Source organism: Kribbella orskensis (assembly GCF_004342085.1).
GTDB lineage: Bacteria > Actinomycetota > Actinomycetes > Propionibacteriales > Kribbellaceae > Kribbella > Kribbella orskensis.
This window is the reverse complement of sequence record NZ_SLWM01000005.1, coordinates 318,719-341,637: the sequence shown is the minus strand read 5'-3', so window position 1 is coordinate 341,637 and position 22,919 is coordinate 318,719. Positions and strand designations below refer to the sequence as shown.

At 68.4% G+C, this 22,919-nt stretch carries 18 protein-coding genes; 4 read left to right on the top strand and 14 right to left on the bottom strand.

From position 1 onward, the window contains the following. Window positions 1-36 precede the first annotated feature (36 nt). Window positions 37-900 carry a DUF427 domain-containing protein gene (locus EV644_RS17005; protein WP_132189234.1) on the top strand — a complete coding sequence of 288 codons (864 nt, stop codon included), beginning with the start codon at window positions 37-39 and terminating at the stop codon, window positions 898-900. 343 nt (window positions 901-1,243) lie between these two features. Here the strand turns inward: EV644_RS17005 and EV644_RS17000 are convergent, their stop codons facing one another. Together EV644_RS17000 and EV644_RS16995 are read right to left on the bottom strand one after the other, a co-directional pair. After that, a complete protein-coding gene (locus EV644_RS17000) occupies window positions 1,244-1,603 on the bottom strand; it encodes a cupin domain-containing protein (RefSeq protein ID WP_132189233.1) in 360 nt (119 codons plus the stop codon). A 90-nt stretch (window positions 1,604-1,693) separates the two neighbouring features. Next, on the bottom strand, window positions 1,694-2,371 hold the full coding sequence (locus EV644_RS16995; protein WP_132189232.1) for a winged helix-turn-helix transcriptional regulator: 678 nt from the start codon (window positions 2,369-2,371) through the stop codon (window positions 1,694-1,696). A 113-nt stretch (window positions 2,372-2,484) separates the two neighbouring features. Between EV644_RS16995 and EV644_RS16990 the strand changes: the two genes are divergently transcribed. Continuing rightward, on the top strand, window positions 2,485-3,342 hold the full coding sequence (locus tag EV644_RS16990) for a class I SAM-dependent methyltransferase (protein ID WP_132189231.1): 858 nt from the start codon (window positions 2,485-2,487) through the stop codon (window positions 3,340-3,342). Here EV644_RS16990 and EV644_RS16985 read toward each other — a convergent pair. From EV644_RS16985 to EV644_RS16950, 8 genes are all read right to left on the bottom strand, one after another. Next, window positions 3,339-3,731, bottom strand: a complete 393-nt coding sequence (locus EV644_RS16985; RefSeq protein ID WP_132189230.1) for a helix-turn-helix transcriptional regulator — start codon at window positions 3,729-3,731, stop codon at window positions 3,339-3,341. The two genes, EV644_RS16990 and EV644_RS16985, sit on opposite strands and share 4 nt — an antisense overlap. A gap of 98 nt (window positions 3,732-3,829) precedes the next feature. Continuing rightward, window positions 3,830-5,281, bottom strand: a complete 1,452-nt coding sequence (locus tag EV644_RS16980; protein ID WP_132189229.1) for a M20/M25/M40 family metallo-hydrolase — start codon at window positions 5,279-5,281, stop codon at window positions 3,830-3,832. Window positions 5,282-5,284: 3 nt separating this feature from the next. Next, window positions 5,285-6,520 (bottom strand): hypothetical protein, encoded by a 1,236-nt coding sequence (locus EV644_RS16975; RefSeq protein WP_132189228.1) that lies wholly within the window; start codon window positions 6,518-6,520, stop codon window positions 5,285-5,287. A 1-nt stretch (window position 6,521) separates the two neighbouring features. Continuing rightward, the gene (locus EV644_RS16970) at window positions 6,522-8,969 is read right to left on the bottom strand and encodes an AAA family ATPase (protein WP_132189227.1); all 2,448 of its coding nucleotides are present in this window, start codon (window positions 8,967-8,969) and stop codon (window positions 6,522-6,524) included. Then, complete coding sequence (locus EV644_RS16965; protein WP_132189226.1) at window positions 8,966-9,463, bottom strand: hypothetical protein; 498 nt, start codon at window positions 9,461-9,463, stop codon at window positions 8,966-8,968. Before EV644_RS16965 ends, EV644_RS16970 begins: the two co-directional genes overlap by 4 nt. 5 nt (window positions 9,464-9,468) lie before the next feature. After that, on the bottom strand, window positions 9,469-11,442 hold the full coding sequence (locus EV644_RS47515; protein WP_132189225.1) for a peptidoglycan recognition protein family protein: 1,974 nt from the start codon (window positions 11,440-11,442) through the stop codon (window positions 9,469-9,471). A 35-nt stretch (window positions 11,443-11,477) separates the two neighbouring features. Next, window positions 11,478-12,293: a hypothetical protein gene (locus EV644_RS16955; protein WP_132189224.1), complete on the bottom strand. Its 816-nt coding sequence runs from the start codon at window positions 12,291-12,293 to the stop codon at window positions 11,478-11,480. Window positions 12,294-12,408: 115 nt separating this feature from the next. After that, window positions 12,409-13,686, bottom strand: a complete 1,278-nt coding sequence (locus tag EV644_RS16950) for a hypothetical protein (protein WP_132189223.1) — start codon at window positions 13,684-13,686, stop codon at window positions 12,409-12,411. A gap of 279 nt (window positions 13,687-13,965) precedes the next feature. On the opposite strand from EV644_RS16950, the gene EV644_RS16945 reads away from it, so the two are divergent. Then, complete coding sequence (locus tag EV644_RS16945) at window positions 13,966-14,463, top strand: CHRD domain-containing protein (RefSeq protein ID WP_158292847.1); 498 nt, start codon at window positions 13,966-13,968, stop codon at window positions 14,461-14,463. A gap of 59 nt (window positions 14,464-14,522) precedes the next feature. Here EV644_RS16945 and EV644_RS16940 read toward each other — a convergent pair whose 3' ends face one another. From EV644_RS16940 to EV644_RS45380, 3 genes are all read right to left on the bottom strand, one after another. Beyond that, window positions 14,523-15,479 carry a carbon-nitrogen hydrolase family protein gene (locus tag EV644_RS16940; protein ID WP_132189221.1) on the bottom strand — a complete coding sequence of 319 codons (957 nt, stop codon included), beginning with the start codon at window positions 15,477-15,479 and terminating at the stop codon, window positions 14,523-14,525. 135 nt (window positions 15,480-15,614) lie between these two features. Beyond that, entirely contained in the window at window positions 15,615-16,376 is a 762-nt protein-coding gene (locus EV644_RS16935) for an alpha/beta fold hydrolase (RefSeq protein ID WP_132189412.1), read from the bottom strand. A 656-nt stretch (window positions 16,377-17,032) separates the two neighbouring features. Then, complete coding sequence (locus EV644_RS45380) at window positions 17,033-17,215, bottom strand: hypothetical protein (RefSeq protein ID WP_199239861.1); 183 nt, start codon at window positions 17,213-17,215, stop codon at window positions 17,033-17,035. 507 nt (window positions 17,216-17,722) lie between these two features. Between EV644_RS45380 and EV644_RS16925 the strand changes: the two genes are divergently transcribed. Further along, a complete protein-coding gene (locus tag EV644_RS16925) occupies window positions 17,723-18,919 on the top strand; it encodes a DUF4142 domain-containing protein (RefSeq protein WP_132189219.1) in 1,197 nt (398 codons plus the stop codon). Between the two features lie 161 nt (window positions 18,920-19,080). Here the strand turns inward: EV644_RS16925 and EV644_RS16920 are convergent, their stop codons facing one another. Then, the gene (locus EV644_RS16920) at window positions 19,081-22,833 is read right to left on the bottom strand and encodes a S8 family peptidase (RefSeq protein WP_132189218.1); all 3,753 of its coding nucleotides are present in this window, start codon (window positions 22,831-22,833) and stop codon (window positions 19,081-19,083) included. Between the last annotated feature and the right edge of the window lie 86 nt (window positions 22,834-22,919).

Below are 22,919 nucleotides of genomic sequence, written 5' to 3'. Positions count from 1 at the left end.
TCTATCCGTTAGAGCCTCTGGTGAAGGAGAACGATCATGGGTCTGTCCTGGCAACAAGGTCCGCTGAGTGGCGGCGCGGTGGGAAGGTTCCTCACGCCCGAGGCGCTGCCCGAGCGGCTGCTGTACGCCGAGCGCCTGCGGCGGCGGATGCGGGTGAAGTTCGCCGGCGAGTGGATCGCCGACAGTGAGGATGTGGTGCTCCTGCACGAGCCCGGCCGCTACCCGGTGGCGTACTTCCCGCGGAAGGACGTCCGGCTGGACGCGCTCTCCGGCGGCGACCGGCAGACCCGGCACCGTGATCTCGGTGCCACTGCGTGGTTCACGGTGGGCCTCGACGACCGCCAGGCGGAACGCGCCGCCTGGGAACATATCGACCTCCCCGCGTATGCCGGTGACCTAGCCGGCCGGGTGGCGTTCGCCTGGCGGGCGATGGACGGCTTCTACGAAGACGACGAGCGCATCCTCGGACATGCCGCGGACGCCTACCACCGGATCGACATCCGGCAGACCTCGCGCCACCTCGTAGTACGGGCCGGTGGGCAGGTGGTGGCGGACACGACGCGACCGGTGGTGCTCTACGAGTCGGGGTTCGCGCCGCGGTGGTACGTGCCGCGAGCTGACATCGTGGGCGACGCGCTGACTCCTGTCAGCGGACAGACGTTCTGCCCGTACAAGGGACTCGCCGACTACTACGACGTCGGTACCGCGGGTCGCGCGGCCTGGTCGTACCGCGACGCCTACCCGGAGGTCGACCGGGTGTCCGACCTGGTGTCCTTCGAGCCGGACAAGGTCGAGGTCTCCCTCGACGGCGTGGTCCTGAAGCTCGAGCCAGGTCAGCAGGTCCGCCCCCACGGCATCGACCGCGGCCTCGACATCGACGAAGTGGCGCCAGTCCGATGACCGTCTAGTTCTCGCGGGTGCAACAATTTGCCAACTGCAGGTCCTGACAGGCTGTGACCATCGAACTGGCGGCACGAGCGGGCATCTCCGTGGGCTCGGCAAGTGAGCATGCCCGGGTGCTACACCGAACCGGTCTGGTCACCACACAGCGCGTCGGCAGCGCAGTTCGCCACACCATCAGCCAGGTAGGCACCGACGTCCTGGCCGGTGCCTGACCTATCGCTGATGGTGAGGCGGATCCAGCTTCCACTCCCAACGCGTCGGCCCCCGCAACCCACACCCCGCAATACCACCGCGCCCTTCGGTGACAGACAGTGATGGGGCGCCTTCGGTGGGCCGGCGGCTACTCCAGCCACTCGGTTTCGAAGCGGGAGTTGGCGTGGATGTGGACGGCTTCGTAGCCTCCGGGGCCGGTGGCGAACTTGTGGGCTACGCCGGCCGGTACCACCAGGATCTGGCCGGCCGTGCCCAGGACGTGCTCGTCGCCGATGGTGAAGTTGGCCGAACCCTTCCGGATGATGAACGTCTCGGCGTACGGGTGCCGGTGCAGCCGGGGCCCGACGCCCTCCTTCGAGGTCGACTCGAGAATGATCGAGATCCCGGCCGACCCCGGTAGCTCCTCGTAGTTCTCGGTCCAGTCCTCTCCGTCCTCCCGTCCGTCCTGGCGACGGATGACGAGTTCACTGACATCTACCTGACTCATCTCGCTGTCCTCCCTCTAGCCGGCGCCCCGCAGTACGAAATCGAAGCTACCCCGCGAGAGAGTCGTTGCAGGGAAAGAGAGCCAGCGGGCCTAGCCGATCCGTTCTCGTACGGCGGGAGCGAACGGACTCCACAGGAACCAGGTGGGAAGGGCGCGCAGGAGGCTTGGGGGACCGGCGAGGGCGACGGTGCCATTGGCGGTGGCCTGGGTCAGGGTGATGATGCCTGAGAAGACCCGCATGAGCTCGACGGGTTCAGTGGTCACGACGACGTCCGAGGTGAACCCGGGATGCTCCGTGCAGACGGAGGCTTCCTGCCGCTCGAGGATGATCCAGATCCGGGTCGGATCGTCACCGCGGTAGTCGAACTCGATGTTGACCCGCTTCACGGGCAGTTCGTCACGGTTGACCCGGCGCGACATCCACCAGGTCAGCGTGATCGGATCGACCTCGCTCGGCTGCGGTTCGGTGAACATCCATCGCACCGCCCACTCGCCGATGGCCATGATCACGCCCTCGAGGTCGCGGCCCGCCGGGGTCAGTTGGTACTCGTGGCCGCGCGCGACCGGAACTCGCTGCAGCACACCCTTGCGCTCCAGATGGTGGAGGCGCTGTTTGAGCAGCGTCCGCGAGATGCCGGGGAGTCCGCGATCGATGTCGTTGAACCGGCGGCTGCCGAGCACCAGCTCGCGCACGATCAGCGGCATCCACCGGTCCGCCAGTACCGCGCTCGCCAGTGCGACCGGACAGTACTGCCCGTAGTCTCGCATGGCTCATTGTGCGGCCAGGTCCAGGAGTTGTACCAGCTGAGTCCAGAACCTGTACTAGGAAAGCGACTCGGCCCGGTGATGCATTGGAGCCCTCATCAGACGGAGGGGACACCATGACCATCAGCTTCGACCCGATCGTGTTCAAGCGGACCACCCGTGCCCAGTGGGAGGAGGCCGCGGAGGCCTGGCACCGCTGGGGACCGACGATCGAGGACTGGCTCGGTGAGGCCACCGCCGTCATGCTCCGCGCCGCCGCTATCGGCGACGGTGACCGCGTTCTCGATGTCGCTGCTGGCGCTGGAGGTCAGACCCTCGCCGCGGCGCGCTTGGTCGGGCCGGCCGGCCGCGTGCTGGCCACCGACATCTCGCCGGCCATCCTCGAGTACGCCGCTCGCGTCGCCTCCGAGGCAGGCCTGTCGTCGGTGCAGACGTTGGAGGCCGACGGCGAGGACCTGTTCGAGCTCGAAGAAGGCAGCTTCGACGCTGCGATCTCCCGGGTCGGCCTGATCTACTTCCCGGATCAGCAGGCCGCGCTGACCGGCATCCACCGAGCACTCCGCCCCGGCGGCAGGTTCTCGGCGGTCGTGTACTCCACTCCCGACCGCAACGGGTTCTTCTCGATCCCGGTAGGCATCATTCGCCGCCGGGCGGAACTCCCCGCACCGGCGCCCGGTCAGCCGGGGCCCTTCAGCCTCGGCAGCCCAGGCGTCGCCGAGAAGGCTTTCTCCGCAGCGGGCTTCCACGACGTCACCGTGACAACGGTCCCGTCGCCGGTCCGCCTCCCCACCGCCGCCGACTGTGTCCGCTTCGAACGCGAATCCTTCGGCGCCCTCCACCAAATGCTTTCCCGCCTCGACGCCTCAGACCGTGCAGCAGCCTGGCAGGAGATCACCAGCGACCTAACTCAGTTCGAAACCCCCACCGGTTTCACCGGCCCGTGCGAAATGCTGGTCATCACCGGCACCCGCTAATCGAGAGCGTCGAGCCGCCCCGGAATTGTCGGGCGGCCGGGTTCGCCGCCGCCGAAGAATTGCGCCACCATCTCGGCTCGGCTGCACACGTCGAGCTTCGCGAAGATGCGGCGCATGTGCGTCGACACGGTCCAGGGGCTGATGTCGAGCGAGCTGGCGATGGCGCGGTTGGTTGCGCCGTCCGCGACCAGTTGGGCGATCTGCAGCTCCCGCGGGCTGAGCGAATGGCGGGGTACCTGCGGGGAGACGACGAGTACGCAGCGGACGTTGTCGTGCTCCAGCATCACGGAGACACCGTTCTCGGTCGTCCGCGCGGTGATGGCGCGAAGCTCGACCTGATCGAGCATCGCTCGCAGTGCCGCGACGATGTGCTGTCTCAGGACCGCCATGTGCGCAGGCTCCGTGGTTCGGGCTCGGGGCGGTTCTGGTGGCGGGTCGGCTTTGGGGCCGTCTCGCCGGGCTGACATCGGCACAGCTGTCGCACTCATCACTCATCCCCCTCGATGCGCGCCGAGAGCGCCGGAGCGAATCTGTCGGCTCTCCTCATGGTGATCTCTTGGCGCCCCGCGGAAACAGGACCGGCGCGAATTTGCCGGGCAAGTGTGAAAAGAAATGCCGCGGACGTGTCTACAGCGGCCGCCCAGCCGCGCAGATCCATCGCTTCGTCCGGTCCGTGCGCATTGCCATCAGGGGTCCCAAACCCCAACAACAGTGGGCGAATCCCGAAGGCGCGAGCCATCATGCCTACCGCGGGCACGGTCCCGCCGGACCGCACGTACGTCGGTGTTCGCCCAAAACCAACCACACACGCTTCATCGGCAGCTCGTCGGGTAGGTGGATCCGGCATCGTTGCCACTCCCGGAGTCGTTGCGGCGACCCGGAGTCGCAAAGTGGTCCCGGGCGGAGCGAGCCCGTCGAGCAACCGACGCACGCGGCGCAGTACGGCGGCCGGGTCCGCTCGTGGCGGCAGTCGGAGGTCGATCCGCGCCTCACTCCGGGCCGGTACTGCGCCACCCCGCGCCTCGGTGGCGAGCCGGGTGACGTCGAGCGCGCCGCGCAGGGTGATCCGCTCATCCAGCCCGGCCCCGACCATGGCCCGGCCGCCCGCAGCCCTCGCCACGGCCGCGTCCGTGCGCGCCTCGACGTACTGCGCCGCGCCGGCGCCCTTGTACTGCGCGGGGTGGGCGCCGAGGTACTGCGCCGGGTTGGTGTCGAACTGGGGGAGTAGTCCGTCGCGGAGCGCCAGCAGGGCCTCGGCCAGGACCAGGCTGGGGTCGACGACGGCGCCTCCGAGCCGGCCCGGGTGCACGTCCGGTCCACCGGTGTCGACTTCGAGCCGACCGACCAGGTGACCGCGCTGGCTGACGGTCACGGTGGGCGCGCCCTCGGCGTCCCGCTCGGTGTCCGACACCACCACAGCTCGCGGCGTCACCCGCCGGGCGAGCCTGCGCAGTACTGCTTCGAACCCGGGGCTTCCCACCTCTTCGGCTCCCTCCGCGATCACGAGCACCCGCATCGGCGGGACACCGGCCTGCCGCCAGGCGTCCAGCGCACAGAGATGCGCGAACAGTTGCCCCTTGTCGTCTCCGGCGCCCCGGGCATAGAGCACGCCATCCCGAACCACCGGCGTGAACGGGTCGGACGACCACCCCGACCCGGCGGGCTGCACGTCGTAGTGGCCGTAGATCACCACCAACGGCGCGCCCGGCGGTGCAGCCCAATGACCCAGTACTACGTCCCGCCCGCGGCTGGTCGGCACGACCTCCACCCTTGCGCCATGAGCACGCTGCCACGACGCGAGCCACCGCGCCGCGCGGGCGACGTCAGCCTCTCGCGCCGGGTCTCCGCTGACCGACGGGATCGCGAGCCAGGCCCGCAGGTCGGCCAGCCGGTCGGAGCGCCACCGCCGGGCGGTGCCGAGCACCGCGGGCGGCAACACCTCTCACCGGCGCGGCCGAGCGGGGACGCCGCCCTGCCCGCCGCGGTAAGTGCCCAGGCCGTTCCGGCGCGGGTAGATCGGCCCGCCGGCTCGTGCGGCAGGTGGCATCTGCGCGGGCGACCGCTCGCTGTACCGCGCGGCGACGCCTGCCTGGCCCATCTGCTCCCACGGCATGACGCGGTCGGTGCCCGTGCGCTTGGCGAGGCTCATCGCCTGTGCCGACGTCAGCCACTCCTCGGCCGGTTCCGCGATCTCCATCAGCAGCGCCTCGAACTGGCCGCGGCCGGTCTCCATCACATGGTTGCCGGACAGCCAGCGCAGCACCTCGCGCCCGTTGACCGCCATCCGCTGGCGCGGACTGCTCTGCAGCCGTACGTCGAAGTACCGGATCAGGACCTCGTCGACCACGTCCCACGCGTTGGCCGCGCCGAACAGGTCCTTGACGTCCTCCGACCCGAGGATCCCGAAGCACTCCTCCAGGAGTTGCATGACCTCGACCCGCAGCACGTTCAGGTGACCGTACGAGGTGAACTTCAGGTTGTTCCGCAGGTCGAGCCCGGCCCGGCGGACCACCGCGATCGATCCGAAGCTCGGGTCCAGCGCCCGCTCCCGGATCACGTCGCTGATCCGCTTGTCCCGCCAGAACAGCGTTACCTGGTTGACGAAATGCGAGAACAACATGTGGAAGTCGGTGTTCGGCCGGCTCTGCCCCGCGCCGAGCCCGCGGCCGTAGCCGAGCACCCGGCGGTAGGCGGCGACCCGGTCGTTCCGGGTGTACCGCAGTACGTCACGGCGGTCGAACTGGTAGAGCTTGTACGCGCCCTCGCCGCCGGACAGCCGGATCGCGCCGCCCTCGAACAGTTCCTTGAGCTTCTGCACGACACGGAACACGCCGATCCGCTCGTGCTGGTAGATGTAGTAGAGATCCCCGACCGCGACAACGCGCTCGGAGTTGACGTTCTCGTCGTACTCGACGACGCCCTGCGGGATCTTGACGTCACCGAACTTCTGCGCAGCATCCGGCCCCACACCGACCAGCTCGGCCAGCCCTCGGTCCGGCGGCATCGGCCCACTCGCATCCGCCTCCCGCGCCGCGGTGACCAGATCCTCCAGCTGCCGATTGATCTCCTCGGCCAGCGCCGGATTGGAGACCAAGCTCCCCGACAGCCGCTCGGAAACCTGACTCCGCAACGCCTGCATCCGATCCAGCAGATCCTGATAATCCCGCTCGGAAAGCATGTCACTGCTCCTTCTCGCGAGCCTTCGTGGCCGCAGCTCTGGCCTCGAGTTGCGCCTTCGCCAGCGCGTCCTCTTCACGCACGACCTTGCGTAGCGCCTTCGTCTTCGCAGCCTTGGCGTTCTTCACTGTGCGCGATGCTTGGTTCTGCTTGCGCTTCGCCTGTTTGACATCGCGTTTCGCCGCGGCCACGCCGTCCTGCGCCGATGTGATGCGCTGGTCCAGCGTTTCCGCCTCGCGCATCAGACGTTCTTCGGTCGTCGTGTTTCGGGTCCGATCCGCCTCGGCGTCGGCGACGGCCTTCATCAGCCGCTTGAGCTTCTTGCCTTTCAGGGCGGAGCGCAGGCGCTTTCGGTGTTTGCGGCTCGCCGCCAGCTCCGGTAAGACCTTGGCCGCTCGCCTCCGGACGCGCTTGTCGGCGACCATCGCTTGGATTCCGGCGGCACCCGAGCCGCCGGCGGCCGCGCTACTGGCCTGGAAGGCAGAGCCCTCACCCTGCGAACCGGCGCCGCCGGCCTCGTACTCATGACAGCCACAGTCGCAGCCTTGGCAGTCGTCACTGCACTCATCCAGGCAGTCGTCCAGGCAGTCGTCCACGATCTCGGGGTCCACGGGATCGGGCGGGGACTGGGGAACGAACCGCTGGTTCGGATCGATCTCGTCCCAGTCGTCCGGGCCACCGTCGTCCTCGACCACGTTCGCCGGTCGCAGCTTCGGCCAGGTCGTCACGGCTGGGCCCTGGACCACACGGCCCAGCTCGCCATCGACGATCGCGAGGGGCACCTCGCTCGCGGCCAGCAGGATGCCCCGTACGCCTACGCCCGCACCGCTGAGCAGATCGCGTAGTGGTTCTGGCAGCGCCGCCAGCTGGAAGATTCCCGACAGGTGGTCGTCGTCCGCGCTGGCGCTACCTTGCAGCGGGAGTACGAACGATCCGAAGTTCGCTGGGTTGCCTGCATCAGCAATGAACGCCGGTATGTAGGTCGGCCGGAGGTGCAGACCGCGGACCTCGACCCGGACGAAGGGACTCGCGACGGAGCCCGTACCGGTGTCTAGCAGGTCGTCGTAGGGCACGACGGAGAGGTCGAGTAGGACCACTCCGGCGTAGCGGCCGATTCGGATGGCCTTGGCTGTAAGGCGCTCGACCAGTCCGCAGAGTGTGGACACCGCGATCTTGACCCGGCCTGAGTACATACCGGGAGGAAGCGGTGTGCAGCAGCCCAGCGGGATGCAGGTGACCTTGCCTCGCGACCCGCAGTGGCAGCCGCTGGCGCACGACGGGCCGCAGCACGGGACCACTGTGCGGACAAGACTGTTGCGCAGTGTGAGCAACAACTCGACAGCCGTCGGGGTGAACGACGAGACGAGCCCGTCGCGGCCGCTGTCCCGGATGATGTTCGGGCCGTCCTCGGTGACGAAGACCCGCAGCCACTGCACGAGGTCGTCGAGCGTGAGACCGGTTGTCCGGTCCAGTACGACGGTCTGGCGCTCCGCGGAGGAAACCAAGACCGAATCGAGGACCGCCTCGAGTTCGTCGACCTGTTCCGAAGCCGCCGCGAGCAGCCGGCTGATCTGAACGAGATCCGTGCCCAAGAAGCCGTTCCCGGCGCCGAGGGTGAAGTCCAGCCGTCGGGTGTCCCACGAGCGCTGCAGGTCCGTGATGAGTTCCACCAGCGTCCAGAAGCTCGTCCGCTGCTTCTCCTCATCCACGGTGTTGACGTGGTCGTCGTCCAGGCCGAACCGATCGCGGAGCGCGCCGAGTTGACCTGGGACGCTATCCGGGTCGATCTCGGCGACAGCGGTGGGCACCAAGCCCGGTGTTTGGCCGGAAAGCCCGTACGAAGTCGTGGGCCCAATGATCGCGGCGAGCGTGGGAGCCTTTGACGGTACGGGGCCTTGCGTGAACGCGGCGGATGTCGCCGGCTGGTATCCCGTCAGGACTGAGAAGGCAGAGTCCACCAGGGGAACGCGTGGGCCGCCTTCGCGACCAAGCTCCAGGACGATTCGGCGGACTGAGTCGCGGACCAGGCCGCGGTAGGCCTCGCAGTCTTGGGGGTCGGCGTCTGTGCGCAGTGGCTGCAGGCTATCCAGCATTCGGGTGATCTGCTCGTGGGCTGCCTTTGCCCGCAGGTACAGGGATGCCTGGCCGCCGGTGACGCCGCCGAGGTCGGCCTGTACTGCGACGCCGCGCGGCACGTACCTGGCGATGACGTGGTCCTCGAAGGTCGACAGCTCGAAGGACGCCGACAGGGCGGCCGTGAACGCCTTGGGGTCCTGGACGCGGGGCCGCCAGCCCAGCACGTCCCGGATCGCCGCGCTGACCGCCGGCCCCTGGTCGCCCGTGATCCCGGTCGAGGTCGACGCGCGGGACACCCCGTCCGTCGTCATCAGCGGGAAGGCCTGGTCGACCTCGACGACCGGGAGCGCTGGCTGCTTCTTGTCTTTCGTCACGACGACCTCCTGGAGGTGTTCGTCCTGGTCGTTTCGGTGGGCGGTGAGGTCACGAGTTCATGCAGCGCGGCACCGACCGCTTCGCCGGCTGCGACGAGTGGTTCCTCGCAGCGTTCGAGGCTCTGCTCGACGCCGGACCACCACGAGGGCCAGGCGCCGCTCCGCCGTCGGGTGGAGCCGCGCAGTTGGTAGACGGGGTCGTGCGCTCGGAGGTCTCGCCAGTAGATGAGTCCGGCCTCGCGGACGAGCCGCTCGAGGTCGCACAGTTCCCGCAGTACGCCCTCCGTGGTGGCCGGCAGGCTGCCGACGAAGACTTCGAGCGCCTCGGCGAGCCGGCCCTGGATCTCGACGGCCAACTGCGCGACATGCTCGGCGGAGGCGAGATCGCTCTCCTCCGGCTGATCGTCGTTGGTGCTGAGGACGAGCTCGGCCACCGCGAGCCAGAGTTCCTGTACGGCTCGGTGCAACGCCGCGCGGCTGTCGTCGACGGTCATGGCCGTCACCTCCTGGCCAGTTGGACGTAGAAGTTGCGCATCAGCCGCTCGGGCTCCGCCCGCCCCTGGTCGAGCGCGGAGCGCACCGCGCCGATGAGGAACCGCTCCGGTACGACGCCCGGGTCGACGCCCTTCGCGAGCCGGCGCCCCGCCTCCTCGATCATCGACTGGTGCCGTGGCTCGAAGAAGATGACGTCGCGCAGCGCCTTGCCGCCCAGGCCGTTGAAGCGCGTGTAGCAGACGGCCTCGACTACCGCGGGGATCGTGCGGTCCGCCGTGGCGAGCAGCTTCGGCGGCAGTGCCCCTTCGCGCGGCGACGGATACAGCTGCGACCACGCCCGCCTGTACTCCGCGGCGCGTTCCGGGAACCCCATCCGGCGCAACAACTCGCACGACAGGAAGGTGCGCAGGTACGGCGTGGGGTGCACGCTGCGCGGCGAGTACCCCAGGCTCTGCGCCGACGTACGGCCGATCACGTCCATCAGTGAGGCGACGAAGGCTTCGCCGCCGAGCAGGCAGCCGACCATGTCGCCGAAGATCTCGCGGTTCCAGCGGACCCATACCGACGCCACCGGTTCCGGGATGCCGGCCTCGCGCAGCCGGCTCGCGATCGACGAGGGGACTGCCTGCTCGAGCTGCAGCTCGTTCTGCAGGTTGTGGCTGACCTCGTGCAGGATCGCGCCCATCGTCCAGGGATTGACCAGCCGGTGGTAGGGGAGTTGGACGAGCGGGAACGGGTTGACCTGCCGACCGAGCCGGCGCAGGGGGATGCCGCGGCGGAAGGTCGCCGGGGAGAAGCCGGTCCGCATGTAGCAGAACGGTGGCGGCGACGGGATGCTGCGCTCGTTGCCCAGGTGCATGAACACGTGCTGGTAGCAGTCGAGCGTGATCCGGTCGCAAGCGTCGAGCCATTCGCCGAACGCGCCCTGCCGCTGCCCGAACAGCTCGAAGTAGAAGTCCCACACGCGTTCGGTGGCGCGGACCAGATCGTGTGCCTGGGTCTTGAGCTCCATCGCGAGGCCCACCCGGGACTCGGAGGGTCGCGTCTGGGCGGCATCCGAGGCGCGGTCCAGCCGCTCGACGACGGTCTTCAGCGGGCCGCGCAGCGTGGCCAGCAGCGAGTTCACTGCCTGCACGTGACCCTCGCTCGGCCGCGCCGGCTGGGAGCCGAACTCGTCCCGCCGGAAGTCGCGCAGCGCGTTCAGATGCCGGCGCACGTTGAGCGCCTGGCCGGAGAGGTAGACCGGGAGCACGTCCTGACCGGCGCGCGGCGTGCCCGGCCGCACGACCGGTGTGGCGGCACCCGCGCCATTCATCGACTCGCCTTCGTACCACGGCATCGACGGGAGCCAGGACGGCCAGGACAGCCAGGGCGACGACGGCGCCGGAGCCGGAGCGGGTGCCGGAGCCGGAGTCGGTACAGGAGTGGGAGTCGGCGCCGGGGCCGGCGTACCGCTGAGCGCACTGATCCGTGCGCGGAACGCGGGCATGTCGAAGTTGGGGTCGATCTTCCGGCCGGGCGGGTCGGCAACGTCCTTGTGGCCGAGGACGGCCGACACACTGAGCCCGAAGTGGTCGATGAGGACCCTGCAGAGCTGGGCGAAGGCAGCCATCTGTACTTCGGGCCAGGTCGCGTCTGTGCCGGTCGCCTCCGCCTCGATACCGATCGAGTGGCTGTTGCCCCACGACGGGTTCTGCACCGCCCCGGCGTGGTTGCAGCGGCCGGCAGCGATGACGTAGACCTTCCCGGAGCGGGAGAGCCCGAAGTGCGAGAGTGGTCCGGCGAGGTCCGGCCGCCCGTTGATCAGGATGTCGAGCGAGGGCATGTCCGCCGTGCGGTTCAGTGTCGCCGTGTGGTGGCAGACCACGGCGCGGACGTCGCTCATCTCGCCGCGTCCCCGGGTCTCCCAGCCGGGTACCTCGATCACCTCGAGGTTGGTCTTGCGGGCGACGCCCGCGAGGTCCGTCAGGTACGGCATCGTCCCTCCCTCCGAGATCCCGGGTCAGCCGGTCGTCAGCGCCGTACCGAACGCCGCGCGGCCCGCGACGGGGCGGGCCGACGCCGTCGGCGAGGTGAGGTGGCACCAGGGGACGGCCTGCGACCGCGCCGGCGGTACCGGCGGTTGAACGTGTTCACCGCGCGTACGGCGCGGTCCCGCTCGGGCGGGGTGCGCAGCATCCGGCCCGCGATCCGGGTCATCGTCGAGACCGCCGAGCTCGCCGAGATCGGCCGGCCCGAGGCGGCCTGGTCCGCCAGGCTCTGCGCCGTCCGCTGCAGGATCACCGGCATCGCCGTGACGTACTTGCGCGTCGCCGGGTTGCGTCGCAGCCGGCGGCCCAGCGCCGAAGTACCGCGGATCAGTGCCGGCGCGTTACGGGCCAGGACCCCTGCGGCGCGCGGGATGAGCTTGGACGCGATCGGAACCAGCGCGCCGAGGAACGCCTCGGCCTCGGCCTCGCTCTGGGTCTGCGCCGCCTTCGTCGAGAGGTAGGCCATCAGCTCGGCCTCGGGGTAGATCCGCCGTACGGGATTGACGAACGCCTCGTCCTCGTACTCCTCCTCCGACTCTTCCTCGGTCTCTGCCTCGACCTCGAACTCGAACTCCACCTCGTACTCGCCGTCGCCGCCGCCGAGCAGGCCCCCGAGCGCCTTGCCGATGCCGCCGATCGCGCCGAGGAAGTCCTCGTCCTCGTCCTCCGCCTCGAACTCGCTCTCGTCCTCGGCTTCGAATTCGTCCTCGAACTCGAACTCCTCCTCGGTCTCGAACTCGTCCTCCAGTTCGAACTCGCCCTGGATCGCGGGGTAGTTGCGGTTCAGTACGGACGCCATGGTCGTCCCTCCACTCGGTTCGGACGTCGATCTACTGGTGGGCTCTGGTCTCTGCGGCCGCCGGCTGCGCTTCGGTTGGTGCCTACGGGGCGGTGGCGCTCTGGGTGGGCGTCGGTTACCTGCGGCGGCCGGCGGCGCTCGGGCGTCCGGCCGGGACCGCGCCACGGGGAACCCGGACGTCGCTGACCACTCGGACCACGCGGGCCGGCCGACCGGCCTTGGGCGGAACCCGCAGCGGGGTGGTGATGCGCACGAACCCGGGCTTCGGGCGAGGCACCCGACCGCTGCCGACAGTGCGGCTGCGGACGGGCTGACGCCGTACAGTTGCCCGGCGTGCGCCGTACCGGCCGCCGGTGCTCCGCGGGCGGCGCATTCCCGTACGGCGCCCGTAGCCGCGGCGACCCGGACCGTGGTACCGCCGCCGGCTACGGGCGAGACCCCGCGCGTGCCGACGCAGTACGGCCTGTCGCGCGGGACCTGGTGTCAGCGCCTGCGTCGCCGCGGCGCCCATCACCTGTCCGAGCTCGACCGGCCCAACCGGCTCACCAGCGGCGATCCGCTTCGCGACCGTCCTGGCCGCGCCGTCGGCGATCCCTGGGACCAGCCGTACAGCCGGGCGCGTGCTGCGGCTGCCGTGCAGCATCCGGGTGAGCGTGGCGGCGCCGCGCAGCAGGTGTGGCAGCAGTCGCTCGAGCTCGCGTCGGTCGCTGGGGTTGATCGCGGCGTACGCCGCCGCGCCGCCGAGCGCCTCTGCCTCGGACTCGGACGCCGTGGCCGCGGCCTGGCCCGCCAGGTACTCGGCGAAGGTCTGCGAGGGGACCAGCGGCGTACGCGCCATCTCCTCGAACTCGACCTCGAGTTCCTCCTCGAATTCGCCCTCGAGCTGGGACGTGACCGCTCGGGCTACAGCGCCCGCGGCAGGGCCCCCGATGGCGGTCGCGACGAGCGGACCGGCCGTCTTGGCCAGCCTCTTGAGGAACGGCGCGGCCTTGCGGAAGGCGCCCTTCAGCCTCTTGAAGAACTCCTCGGCCTCGGCTTCCGCCTCTTCCTCGTACTCGTACTCCTCTTCGTACTCGCCATCACCGCCTCCGCCGCCGAGCAGGCCGCCGGCGATCTTCGCGATGGGTCCGAGCAGTCCGAGGAACGCCTCGTCCTCGTACTCGTCCTCGCCCTCGTCCTCCCACTCGTACTCTTCCTCACCGAGCATGCCGCCGATCGCGTTGACGACGCCGCCCAGGCCGGGGAAGAACTCCTCGGACTCGTCCTCGTACTCCTCCTCGTACTCGGACTCCTCTTCCCACTCGTCCTCCCACTCGGACTCGTCCTCCGTTTCGAATTCGGACTCGTACTCGGTCTCGAACTCGTCCTCGAGGTCCGCGGTCTGACGCGCCATGGTGGCCCTCCTCGATCGGCCGGGACAGCTTCCGCCTCCATGGCACTCCGATCACCGCTGTCCGGTCAGTCGCCTCTGTGGGTGACACACGTCAGTGGTCGACCGCCCGAGCGACCCACCCCGGGGTAGCGCATCCGCAGTACTCGTCCTCAGCTCTTGCCAATGGCGTCGGATTGTGACGACGATCACATGATCGAGGTTCACATCTCTATGAGGAGGGAACAGACGGTGGCAAGCAGAGCGCGGCTCGTGGCAGTGGCCATCGGAATCGGAATGGCGGTGACAGCGACAGGCAGTGTGGCGACTGCCGGCAGTGATTCCTCGGGTACTACGCCGAACATGCTGCGGGAGCAGCTGACCGGTTATGAGGAGGACCCGGCCCCGATCTCGACCAACGGCACGGGTCGCTTCCAGGCGAAGATCGACGACCGCCTGCAGCAGATCACCTACCAGCTGAGCTACACCAGCTTGGAGGGCACGGTCCAGCAGGCTCACATCCACTTCGGTGGGAAAGCCCAGAGCGGCGGGATCAGCGTGTTCCTCTGCACCAACCTGGGCAACGGCCCGGTCGGCACCCAGTTGTGCCCCGCGGCCCCGGCAACCGTGACCGGCACGATCAAGGCCGCCGACGTCATCGGCCCAGCCAACCAGAGCCTGACCGCCGGCCAGTACGACGACTTCGTCAAGGCGATCCGCAACGGCACGACCTACGTCAACGTGCACAGCTCATCGTTCCCCGGAGGTGAGATCAGAGCCCAACTGGGCCACCACCACTGACCTTCCGGCCTGGCAACTGGGGATGAGCGCGACGCTCATCCCCAGTTGCTGTGGCGTTGTCAGTTATCAGGAAGCTCGTTGCGCAGCTTCGTGACAACGGGCCGCGGCGCCGTATCGACGGCAAGCCGGAACACATCGGGTCGGTGGTAGTGACCAACCGGGTCGAACAGCCGCCGCGCGGACCGAACCTTGTTCAGATCCAGGTCAGCGAACAGCACAGTCTCCTCATGCCTCGCGGGCCCAGCAAGGATCTCGCCGTTGGGCCCGACGATCACCGTGTTCCCAGGCTCCACCCACTCAGGATTGTCCGGGTTGATCCGCCACACCCGCTCCCGATCCGGGAAGTCGGCCGGGATCTGGTCGACGCGAAGGCAGGGATTGGCCCCGATCACGTAGCACCGTCCCTCCCGGGCAATGTGCCGCATCGTCGCGATCCAGCCGTCACCTGTGGCCAACGTCGGCGCCACCCACACGTCAACCCCCTGCGAATACAGGAAGAACCGAGCCAACGGCATGTAGTTCTCCCAGCAGATCAACCCCCCGATCCGCCCGAACGGCGTCGCGTAGGTCTCGAGCGTCGACCCGTCCCCCATCCCCCAGACGGTCCGCTCCGACCCGGTAGGCATCAACTTCCGATGCTTCCCAAGAAGCTTGCCTTCAGCATCGAAGTACAACAACGTGTTGTAAATAGTGCTTCCAGTGGCTTCCCGCTCATTGACCCCGATCACCAAGTACACACCAGCTTTCCGAGCCGCAGCCCCCAAACGCTCGGTCGCCTTGCTAGGCACCACCACAGCCTGCTCAGCCAGCAGGGCAAACCACTGCTCGTCCCCGTCCCAAATAGGCACGGCATCAATCCAAAAAGGCGTCCCCGGCACAAACGCCTCCGGAAACACCACCAAACCAGCTCCCCGAACCTCCGGCCCCGCCAACACCTCCTCCACCTTGGCGAGCGTGGCCTCCCGATTCATAAGCACGTAAGCCGCCTGGACAGCCGCAACCCTCAACGACCCCATAACACCCCCACCTCCCGAGGTTGACGATACGCCGCATGCTCGCACCGACAACCTGTGAATGGCCGTCCTCCTCCAGGGCACCGAGCCGTGGTGGTTCGATGCCCTGGCTGGACCTCGGCGTCCTCGACCTGTCTGCTAGCGAATGCTCTTCGCGGCACTCTCGATGACTCGGATGACGGTCTTGGGGTCCGTCATCAGACCGACGTGTCCTTCGTCGAACTCGGTGATGGTGGAGCCGGCTCTTTCGGCCATGAACCGTTGGACGCTGGGCGGGATGATCTTGTCCTCGGTGCCGAGGAGGTACCAGGACGGGATCGTCTGCCAGGCGGGAGTTCCGGACGGCTCGTTGAGCGCCCCGACCGTGGCCGGTCGCTGGGAAGCAGACAGGACTGCCTTGTCATCGGCACTCAGCCCGTTCGCGAACGATGCGAAGACGGTCGACTTCTTGAGGTAGATGTCGGTGTCCGCGGTGGGCGGGAGGGTGGCGGGAACGAAGTCGAAGATGGTCGTCGGGTCGACTGAGAGCGCGGAGTCCGGCCCCGCGAGCGCGGTCGCGGATTCGCCTGTGTCGGGCGCGAAGGCGTCAACGTAGACGAGTGCCTTGACGTTCGGACTTCCCGTGGCCGCGTTGCTGATCACGGCCCCGCCGTAGGAGTGTCCGACGAGGACGATCGGTCCCGTCAGCGTGTCCAGAATGGCCTTCACGTACGCAGCGTCGCCCGACAGTGACCGCAGAGGATTGGCGACCGCCCGAACCGTGTACCCCTCTTCCTGAAGCCTCTCAATAACCTCATTCCAGCTGGAAGCGTCCGCCCAGGCCCCATGCACGAGCACGACAGTCGGCTTCCCCGACCGACTCCCCTGAGCGGCACTCTCCGCCGAGCTGAGGCTCACCATCACAAGGGCAACTGCAGCAAGAAGAACCGCCGCACCAGCGGGCCGTCTCCTCGCATGGAGTACTGCGAAACTGCGGGAACTGCTCATGATCTGTCCTGTCTGTCGAATCGGTGACCCCAACACCCAGCACCCCCAAGCCAACCCATGCCGAGGACCCACTGCCCACGCCACAACCGAAGTCAGAGCCGAAGCCGGCCCAAACGACCGCCTCTCGTAAATGACCACACACCACCCCACCTTTGTGACACCCCGCCGCCCACGCCCGGCCGCGCAGCGGCACCAAGCCGTCATCGAGTACGTCGTCGGGACCTGCGCAGATGTGAGACCGCGGCGCCTTCCACGCCGCCGGTTGTCGACCGATCAGCCATCTCCACGACCCATGAGGCCGCGAGTCGCACTTGCGTTCCCCTGGGCCAGATGGCGGACCGCCGCCGACCGCGCCATGATCGCGTGCGGGCATTACGCCGGACCGCGCACCAGGCCGGCAAGTAGCGGCAGGCCGCAGCGTTAGGCCGACCAGAAGCACCCTGTGATGCCGTCCAGCACCGAGCTGAGCACGAGCGCTGGCATCGAGTACGTTGCCGACGACGCGACGGCGCCGCCTTGACTCCGCGTCGCTCGTGCGGGCCAGGTGGGTGCGGCGGTGGCGGCGAAACTCAGTTCGGCTGGCGAGAGGTTCGCCGCAGGATCCAGGTCGCGATCGGCAGCACGATGAGCGTCCCGATCAGAGCACTCAGAACCCCACCCCAGTCGAAGATATCGGTGTCCCCGATGCCGAAACCAAGTGTGAAGATCAGGTACCCGACCACGGCTCCAAGCAGCCCAAGCCCGATCGACACAAGCCAGGACCTCGGCCCACTCATATGCCGAAAGGCATCCCGCGGAACAAGCATGCGCGCCAGAACCCCACAGCACAGACCCAACAGGAGCGCTCCGATCATTACGACCCCTCCCCTCAACCAGCAGTCTCCTCCGCCTCCGCACCCGAGTCGAGCCTTCCCCCAAGGCGATCACAGTCGACAGCCTTCGACGCCGCCAAGTAGCCGAGCGTAGGAGTCTTGTCGGTGCCGGCAACGGGTGAAACCTCGCGACGCCTCAGCAGGTCAAACATGGACCCGGACAGTCCACCCCTTTAGTGTCATCGGTAACGACGAATGACGCTGGAGGTGTCGGCGGCCACCGGTCGAATCGGACCTCGAGCCGGGCGAATTGCGGCAGATAAAGTGTCGTGATCCGCCAAGTGCGCTACGCCGAACTAGGCGCCGACGTCTGAGCGCAGGGAGGTACGGGTGCCTCGGCGGCAGGACGAAGGCTCGGCTCCTCGCCTACAAGTGGCGGTTGCCCGTATGTCGGCGTTTCTGCTTCTTGTCGTGGCGGGATTGCTGGGAACGGCGCAGGCGGCGATCGCGACTACGACGCAAACAGATATCACCTACCTCAACGCTGCCCACCAGATCAATCTGACGATCGTTCAGGCCGCTGAGGAGGCTCAGGCCCATGGCCGGAGTTCATGCGTGCGGCGCGTGGGCGCGCTGCTGGAAAGTGACCATCGCAAGCTGGCTGCGCAGGAGCTCGAGGCCGCTAGCCAACTCGGCTACGGGCTGGTCCCGATACCTTCGCTGGCGCAGCGTCAGAAGCTCGACGCCGTCACGGCCAAGATCGGGACATCTGGGTACGACGCCGCCTGGCTGGCGTTGCAGCGGCAGGAGCACGGGCAGTACCTGACGCTTATCAAAGGCGAGCTGGCGAAGGGCAGCGTGCCTGCCGTCAAGTCAGTGGCTCAAGGCGCCCAGAGCGTGATCCAGATGCATCTGGACATGGTGGAAGGGACCTGTCGCGTCGGGACCGACCACCCACTGGTGCCCACTGGCGACGGCGGCCAGCTGGCCGACGCCCAGCGGCTACGCTCGCGGACAGCATGGGTCCTGCTCGGCCTCGGAGTGCTCCTCCTCGCCAGCAAGCCAACCCGAGCGCGGCGATGCCTCCTCGGCCTTTCAGCGTTGGCAATAGGGATCGTCCTGATATTCGGAGGGCCGCCCGGTGACACCGGGAATGTTCCCGAAGGCAGCCGTTCAGCGCCGGAACGGGAAGCCGCCATTCCACCGATCCGGCTAGCGCTGCCCGGCTTCGTGGATGCCCCTGTGGTGCCGGTCGCGACCGGTCGCGACGGCCTGATGCAGGTGCCGAAGTCGCCGACCAACGTGGGCTGGTGGGCGGCGGGTGCGGCGCCGGGCTCGGCGGGTGGCACCGTGCTGCTCGTCGGCCACGTGGACACCGCCCGCCACGGGCGCGGGGTGTTCGCCGCGCTGTGGGACGTGCCGGTCGGCGCCAAAGTTACGGTGACAGCCGGGGATGGAAGCGTCCGCCGGTACCGAATTGTGGCTCGCCGGATCTACCGGCAGGAACAACTGCCCACCGACCTTTTCCGCGGTGGCTCGAAGCCCCGGTTGGCGCTGGTGACCTGCATCGGCTCGTACGACCACTCAGCACGCCGCTACACCCATAACCTGGTGCTCTACGGCGTCCCGTTGGCTCGAAGCTGAGCCGAGTGCGGTATTTCTGCAGCCGGCAGGTACGCCGGAGCACAGCCAGCCACCACCAGACGATGCCCAGCCAGATTCGAAGACCCGGCAAAGGCGGATGCCGCCCACCTCCTTCGAGGGGACGGCATCCGCCACGCTGACGATTGTTGTTGGTCTCCTGGTCAGCGCACCGAGTAGGCCGCCTTGACGACCTGCGTCACCGTGGCTCCCTTACTGTCGGCCACCTCGACGCGGGTGGCGACCGTTTTGCCGCTCGCGCCGGTGTGGTCCACCGTCGCGGCCCAGGCGCCACCTGTGCTTGACGTCGCCGCGTCGGTCCACGTCGTGCCGCCGTCGTAGGAGTAGGCGAACTTCGCCGAGACGATGTCACCAGGGGCGTAGCCCCCGTGACCCGTGACCCGGATCGGGAGCACCTGCCCGGCCGAGGACGCCAAGGTCTTGTTGCCGTCCTCGGGCAGGCTGACGCGCGGGAAGAGCAGCGGCAGGCCGACCGAGAACGTGTCGGGGTCGAGCGTCGAACGGAAGCCCCACGTCGTCTTGATCTCGGTGGAGCGAGCCCACCACTTCGAGGGCGTTCCGTACTTGCCGGTGTTCATCTCCAGCTCGTACTGCGAGTCCTCGGCCGGGACCGTGAAGACGCCGCTGGGATAGGCGCTCGTGCCCACAACGACGCCGTTCCGCCGCAGCGTGAGGTTGCCCTCGTCGCCGAACGAGCCGGCGTAGGCGACGTGACCGAAGTCGTCGCCCCACATCTGCGGTGCGAAGCCCATGAGCTCGCCCTGCCGCTCAGCGGTCAGCTGCTCGACGCCCTGGTCGTTCTTGATGGCGGCCGGTGCGACGATGCCCCCGTACCAGCTGTCGGTGCGGACGCTGCCGGCAGGGTAGGTGCGCCACGCCTCACCCATGGCCTCGCCGAAGGGCAGGCTCGACGTGAGGAAGTGAAGCCACTTGGTGCCACCGTCGGTGTAGAACTCGGTGCGCTTCTGCGGCTGCGTAATGGCCTCGTAGCCCGAGACGCCGAAGGTGAAGCCGTTGTCGCGCTGCGCGTAGACGTAGTCGAGCATCGGGCTGGCGACACCCATGCCCGTGTAACTGGCCTCGGTGCGTCCCAGCGTCTTGTCCTGCGCGACAAACGTCTTGTCGTCGGTCAACGGAGTGGACTGGGTGAAACCGAGGTTGTAGACGTAGGGGCTCTTGGCCGTCGCCTTGTAGGCGAGTGCGAGCTCGCCACCGGGCGCGGAGGCCAGCATCGACTTGACCTGGTCGCCTTCGGCCATGGGCAGGGAGTAGGAGGCCACCGGCAGCTGCGAGAAGCCGCTGGAAGGAATCCACTTACCTGGAGCCGGAGCGTAGAAGACCAGCGCCTTGGCACCGGCCGCAGCGGCCCGGTTGAGCAGCGTCAGGGACAATCCCGGACCGCTCACCTTCACGAGCGCGACCTTGCCACCGACGCGGGCGGGGGTCAGCTCCGTCGCAAGTCCGGTGCCACCGTCAACGAGCGGCGCGGTGCCGACGCCGTCGAGGCCGGCCACGGCCCAGTCCGCGGCGATCGGGTGCAGCACGGGTCCACCGACGACCGACATGGACTCCACGGTGGGCGCGTAGCGACGTGACCAGTCACCGAACTCCCATGTGCCCTCCTGCGGATTGCCCTGCACGTCGGCATACACGGCGGTCGCCGTCGAACCGACGCCCAGAGAGCCGGAGTGGATCCAGGTGTCGTCCCAGGTGCGGGAGAAGGCCAACACGGAGGCCCTGGCCACGCTCGGTCGGTCCGTCTTGACAGAGAGCAGGTGCGCCTTCGTCGCGTCGAAGTCGACCGTCAGGTTGCCGGTGATCTTCAGTTCCGGGCGTCCGAAGTAGGCGATGGAGCCCAGCGTGTTCGGGGTCAGGAAGGTCGGGTCCGGCGTTCTGACAAAGCTCGACAGGAAGTACGTGCCGGGACGCACCTGGAACGTCTGCTCCGCGGCGCCGTTGTTGAAGGCGCGCTGGCCCTTGAAGGAGTCGATGTTCACCACGTCGATGCTCGAACCGGAATTCGCCGGCTTGCCGAGACGGTCCGTCATCCGGACCGTGAGCTGCACCGTCTCGGGAGTGACGTAGAGGGAGAAGGGCGTCGACACCGTGGCGTCGCCGGTGGCCAGGATGCGGCCCGTGACGTCGCCGTACTGCCCGGCGTCGAGCTTCGCGGTCGGGTCGATCTTCAGCGGGACCGTCACGGTCTGTCCCGCGGGAACGGTGACCGTCGACGCACCGAGCGTGACCGGCGCTGACTTGACGGCCGAACCGTCGTCACCGGTGACAGCAGTGCTGGACAGCTGAAGCGTGACCGGCTTGTCGGAGACGTTGCTGTAGGGCACGTCCAGCGTCGTGATCTGGGCGCTCGTGTGTGGCCACGCGAAGGTGCCGCCCTGCACGGGCATGGTGGTGACGACCTCATTGACCGCATCGATGACATCGAGACGGCCCGCTCCCTGCGCGCGCACGTCGCCCGGGACGTCCGACTTGGCGGACGACACGAGGGCTGCCTTGAGCTGCTGGCCGGTCCAGGTCGGGTGGGCCTGCTTGACGATGGCGCCGGCGCCGGCGACGTGTGGCGTCGCCATCGAGGTGCCCGACATGGACTGGTAGGCATCGTCGCCGCGTCCGCCGGAGCGTGCCGCGGAGATGTCGACGCCGGGTGCCGAGATCTCTGGCTTGAGGGTGTGGGTGAACGCCGCCGGCCCGCGGCTGGAGAACCAAGCCGGCACGTCCTGCCGGTCCACCGCACCGACCGTCAGCACGGCGGGAGCGCACGAGGGTGCGGTGACCGTGTTGTTGGCCGAACCGGTGTTGCCGGCGGCGATGACGAAGAGGGTCGTGCTGGTCGTGGCGAGCTCCTGAGCGGCGGATGACAGCGGGTCGTCGCACTTTCCGGGAGGGGCGCTGCTGCCCAGGCTCATCGAGACGATGTCAGCGTGCTGCGCGACCGCCCACTCCATGCCCGCGATGATGCCCGAGTCGTAGCCGCCGCCGTTGTCACCGAGCACCTTGCCGATGAGCAGGCTTGCTCCGGGGGCCACGCCGCGCTTGAGACCGCCGCTGGCTGCGCCGGAGCCGCCGACGGTCGACGCGGTATGCGTGCCGTGTCCGTGCACGTCCGACAGCGCACCACCGCGTGATCCGGTGAAGTCCTGGGAGGCCACGATGCGGCCCTGCAGGTCGGGGTGTTCGGCGTCGGCGCCGGTGTCGAGGACGGCCACCTTGGTGCCGGTGCCGGTGAGGCCGACGGCCCACGCCTTGTCGGCGTTCACCTGCTTGGCCGACTTGTCGAGCCTGGCGTGCGCCTTGCCGTCGAGCCAGATCTTCTCGATCTTGGCGCCGGCAGCGGTGGAGGGGTCTGCCACGTCGGCGAAGAAGTCGCTCGCCTGGTCCTTGTCGGCCTTGAGCACGATGCCGTCGATCGAGTGCAGCGTCTGGCCCTTTGCGGCGCCCTTGGGCGTGGTGGGTGCCGAACGAGCCCGGCTGAGGTCCGTGGTGTAGCGCGCGATGACCGGAACAGTGTCGGTGCTCGCGTCGTCGTAGCCCATCGCGACCAGGCCGGTGACGTTGAAGAGCTCCTCGTCCACCTTGCCGGCGGAAAGAGCGTCGGCGGCGTCGGCGGGGTAGACGTAGACGTCCTTGCCGACCCGTCGGGTCTCGACGGACGGCACTGAGCCGTCCTCGCGCGGGAGCACGGTGACGACCGGCGAACTGGTGCCGGCCCCGGCAACGAGGACCTTGTCACCCGTGATGAGGGTGACCGTCTTGGGGGAGCCGGTCGCCGTCTTGGCAGCCGATGATCCGACGATCGGGCGGGGTTGGGCAGCCGGGTCCTGGCCGAAGGCCGAGGGCGGGGCGGCCGCGGTGGCGGCAACGATGGCAACCGTCGCCACCCCTAGGGCGTTACGCCAAATGGGGCGCATGCTGGTCCTCCGGGACGTGGTGCGCGAGCCCGCTGTTCGGGTCCACGCTGCATGGG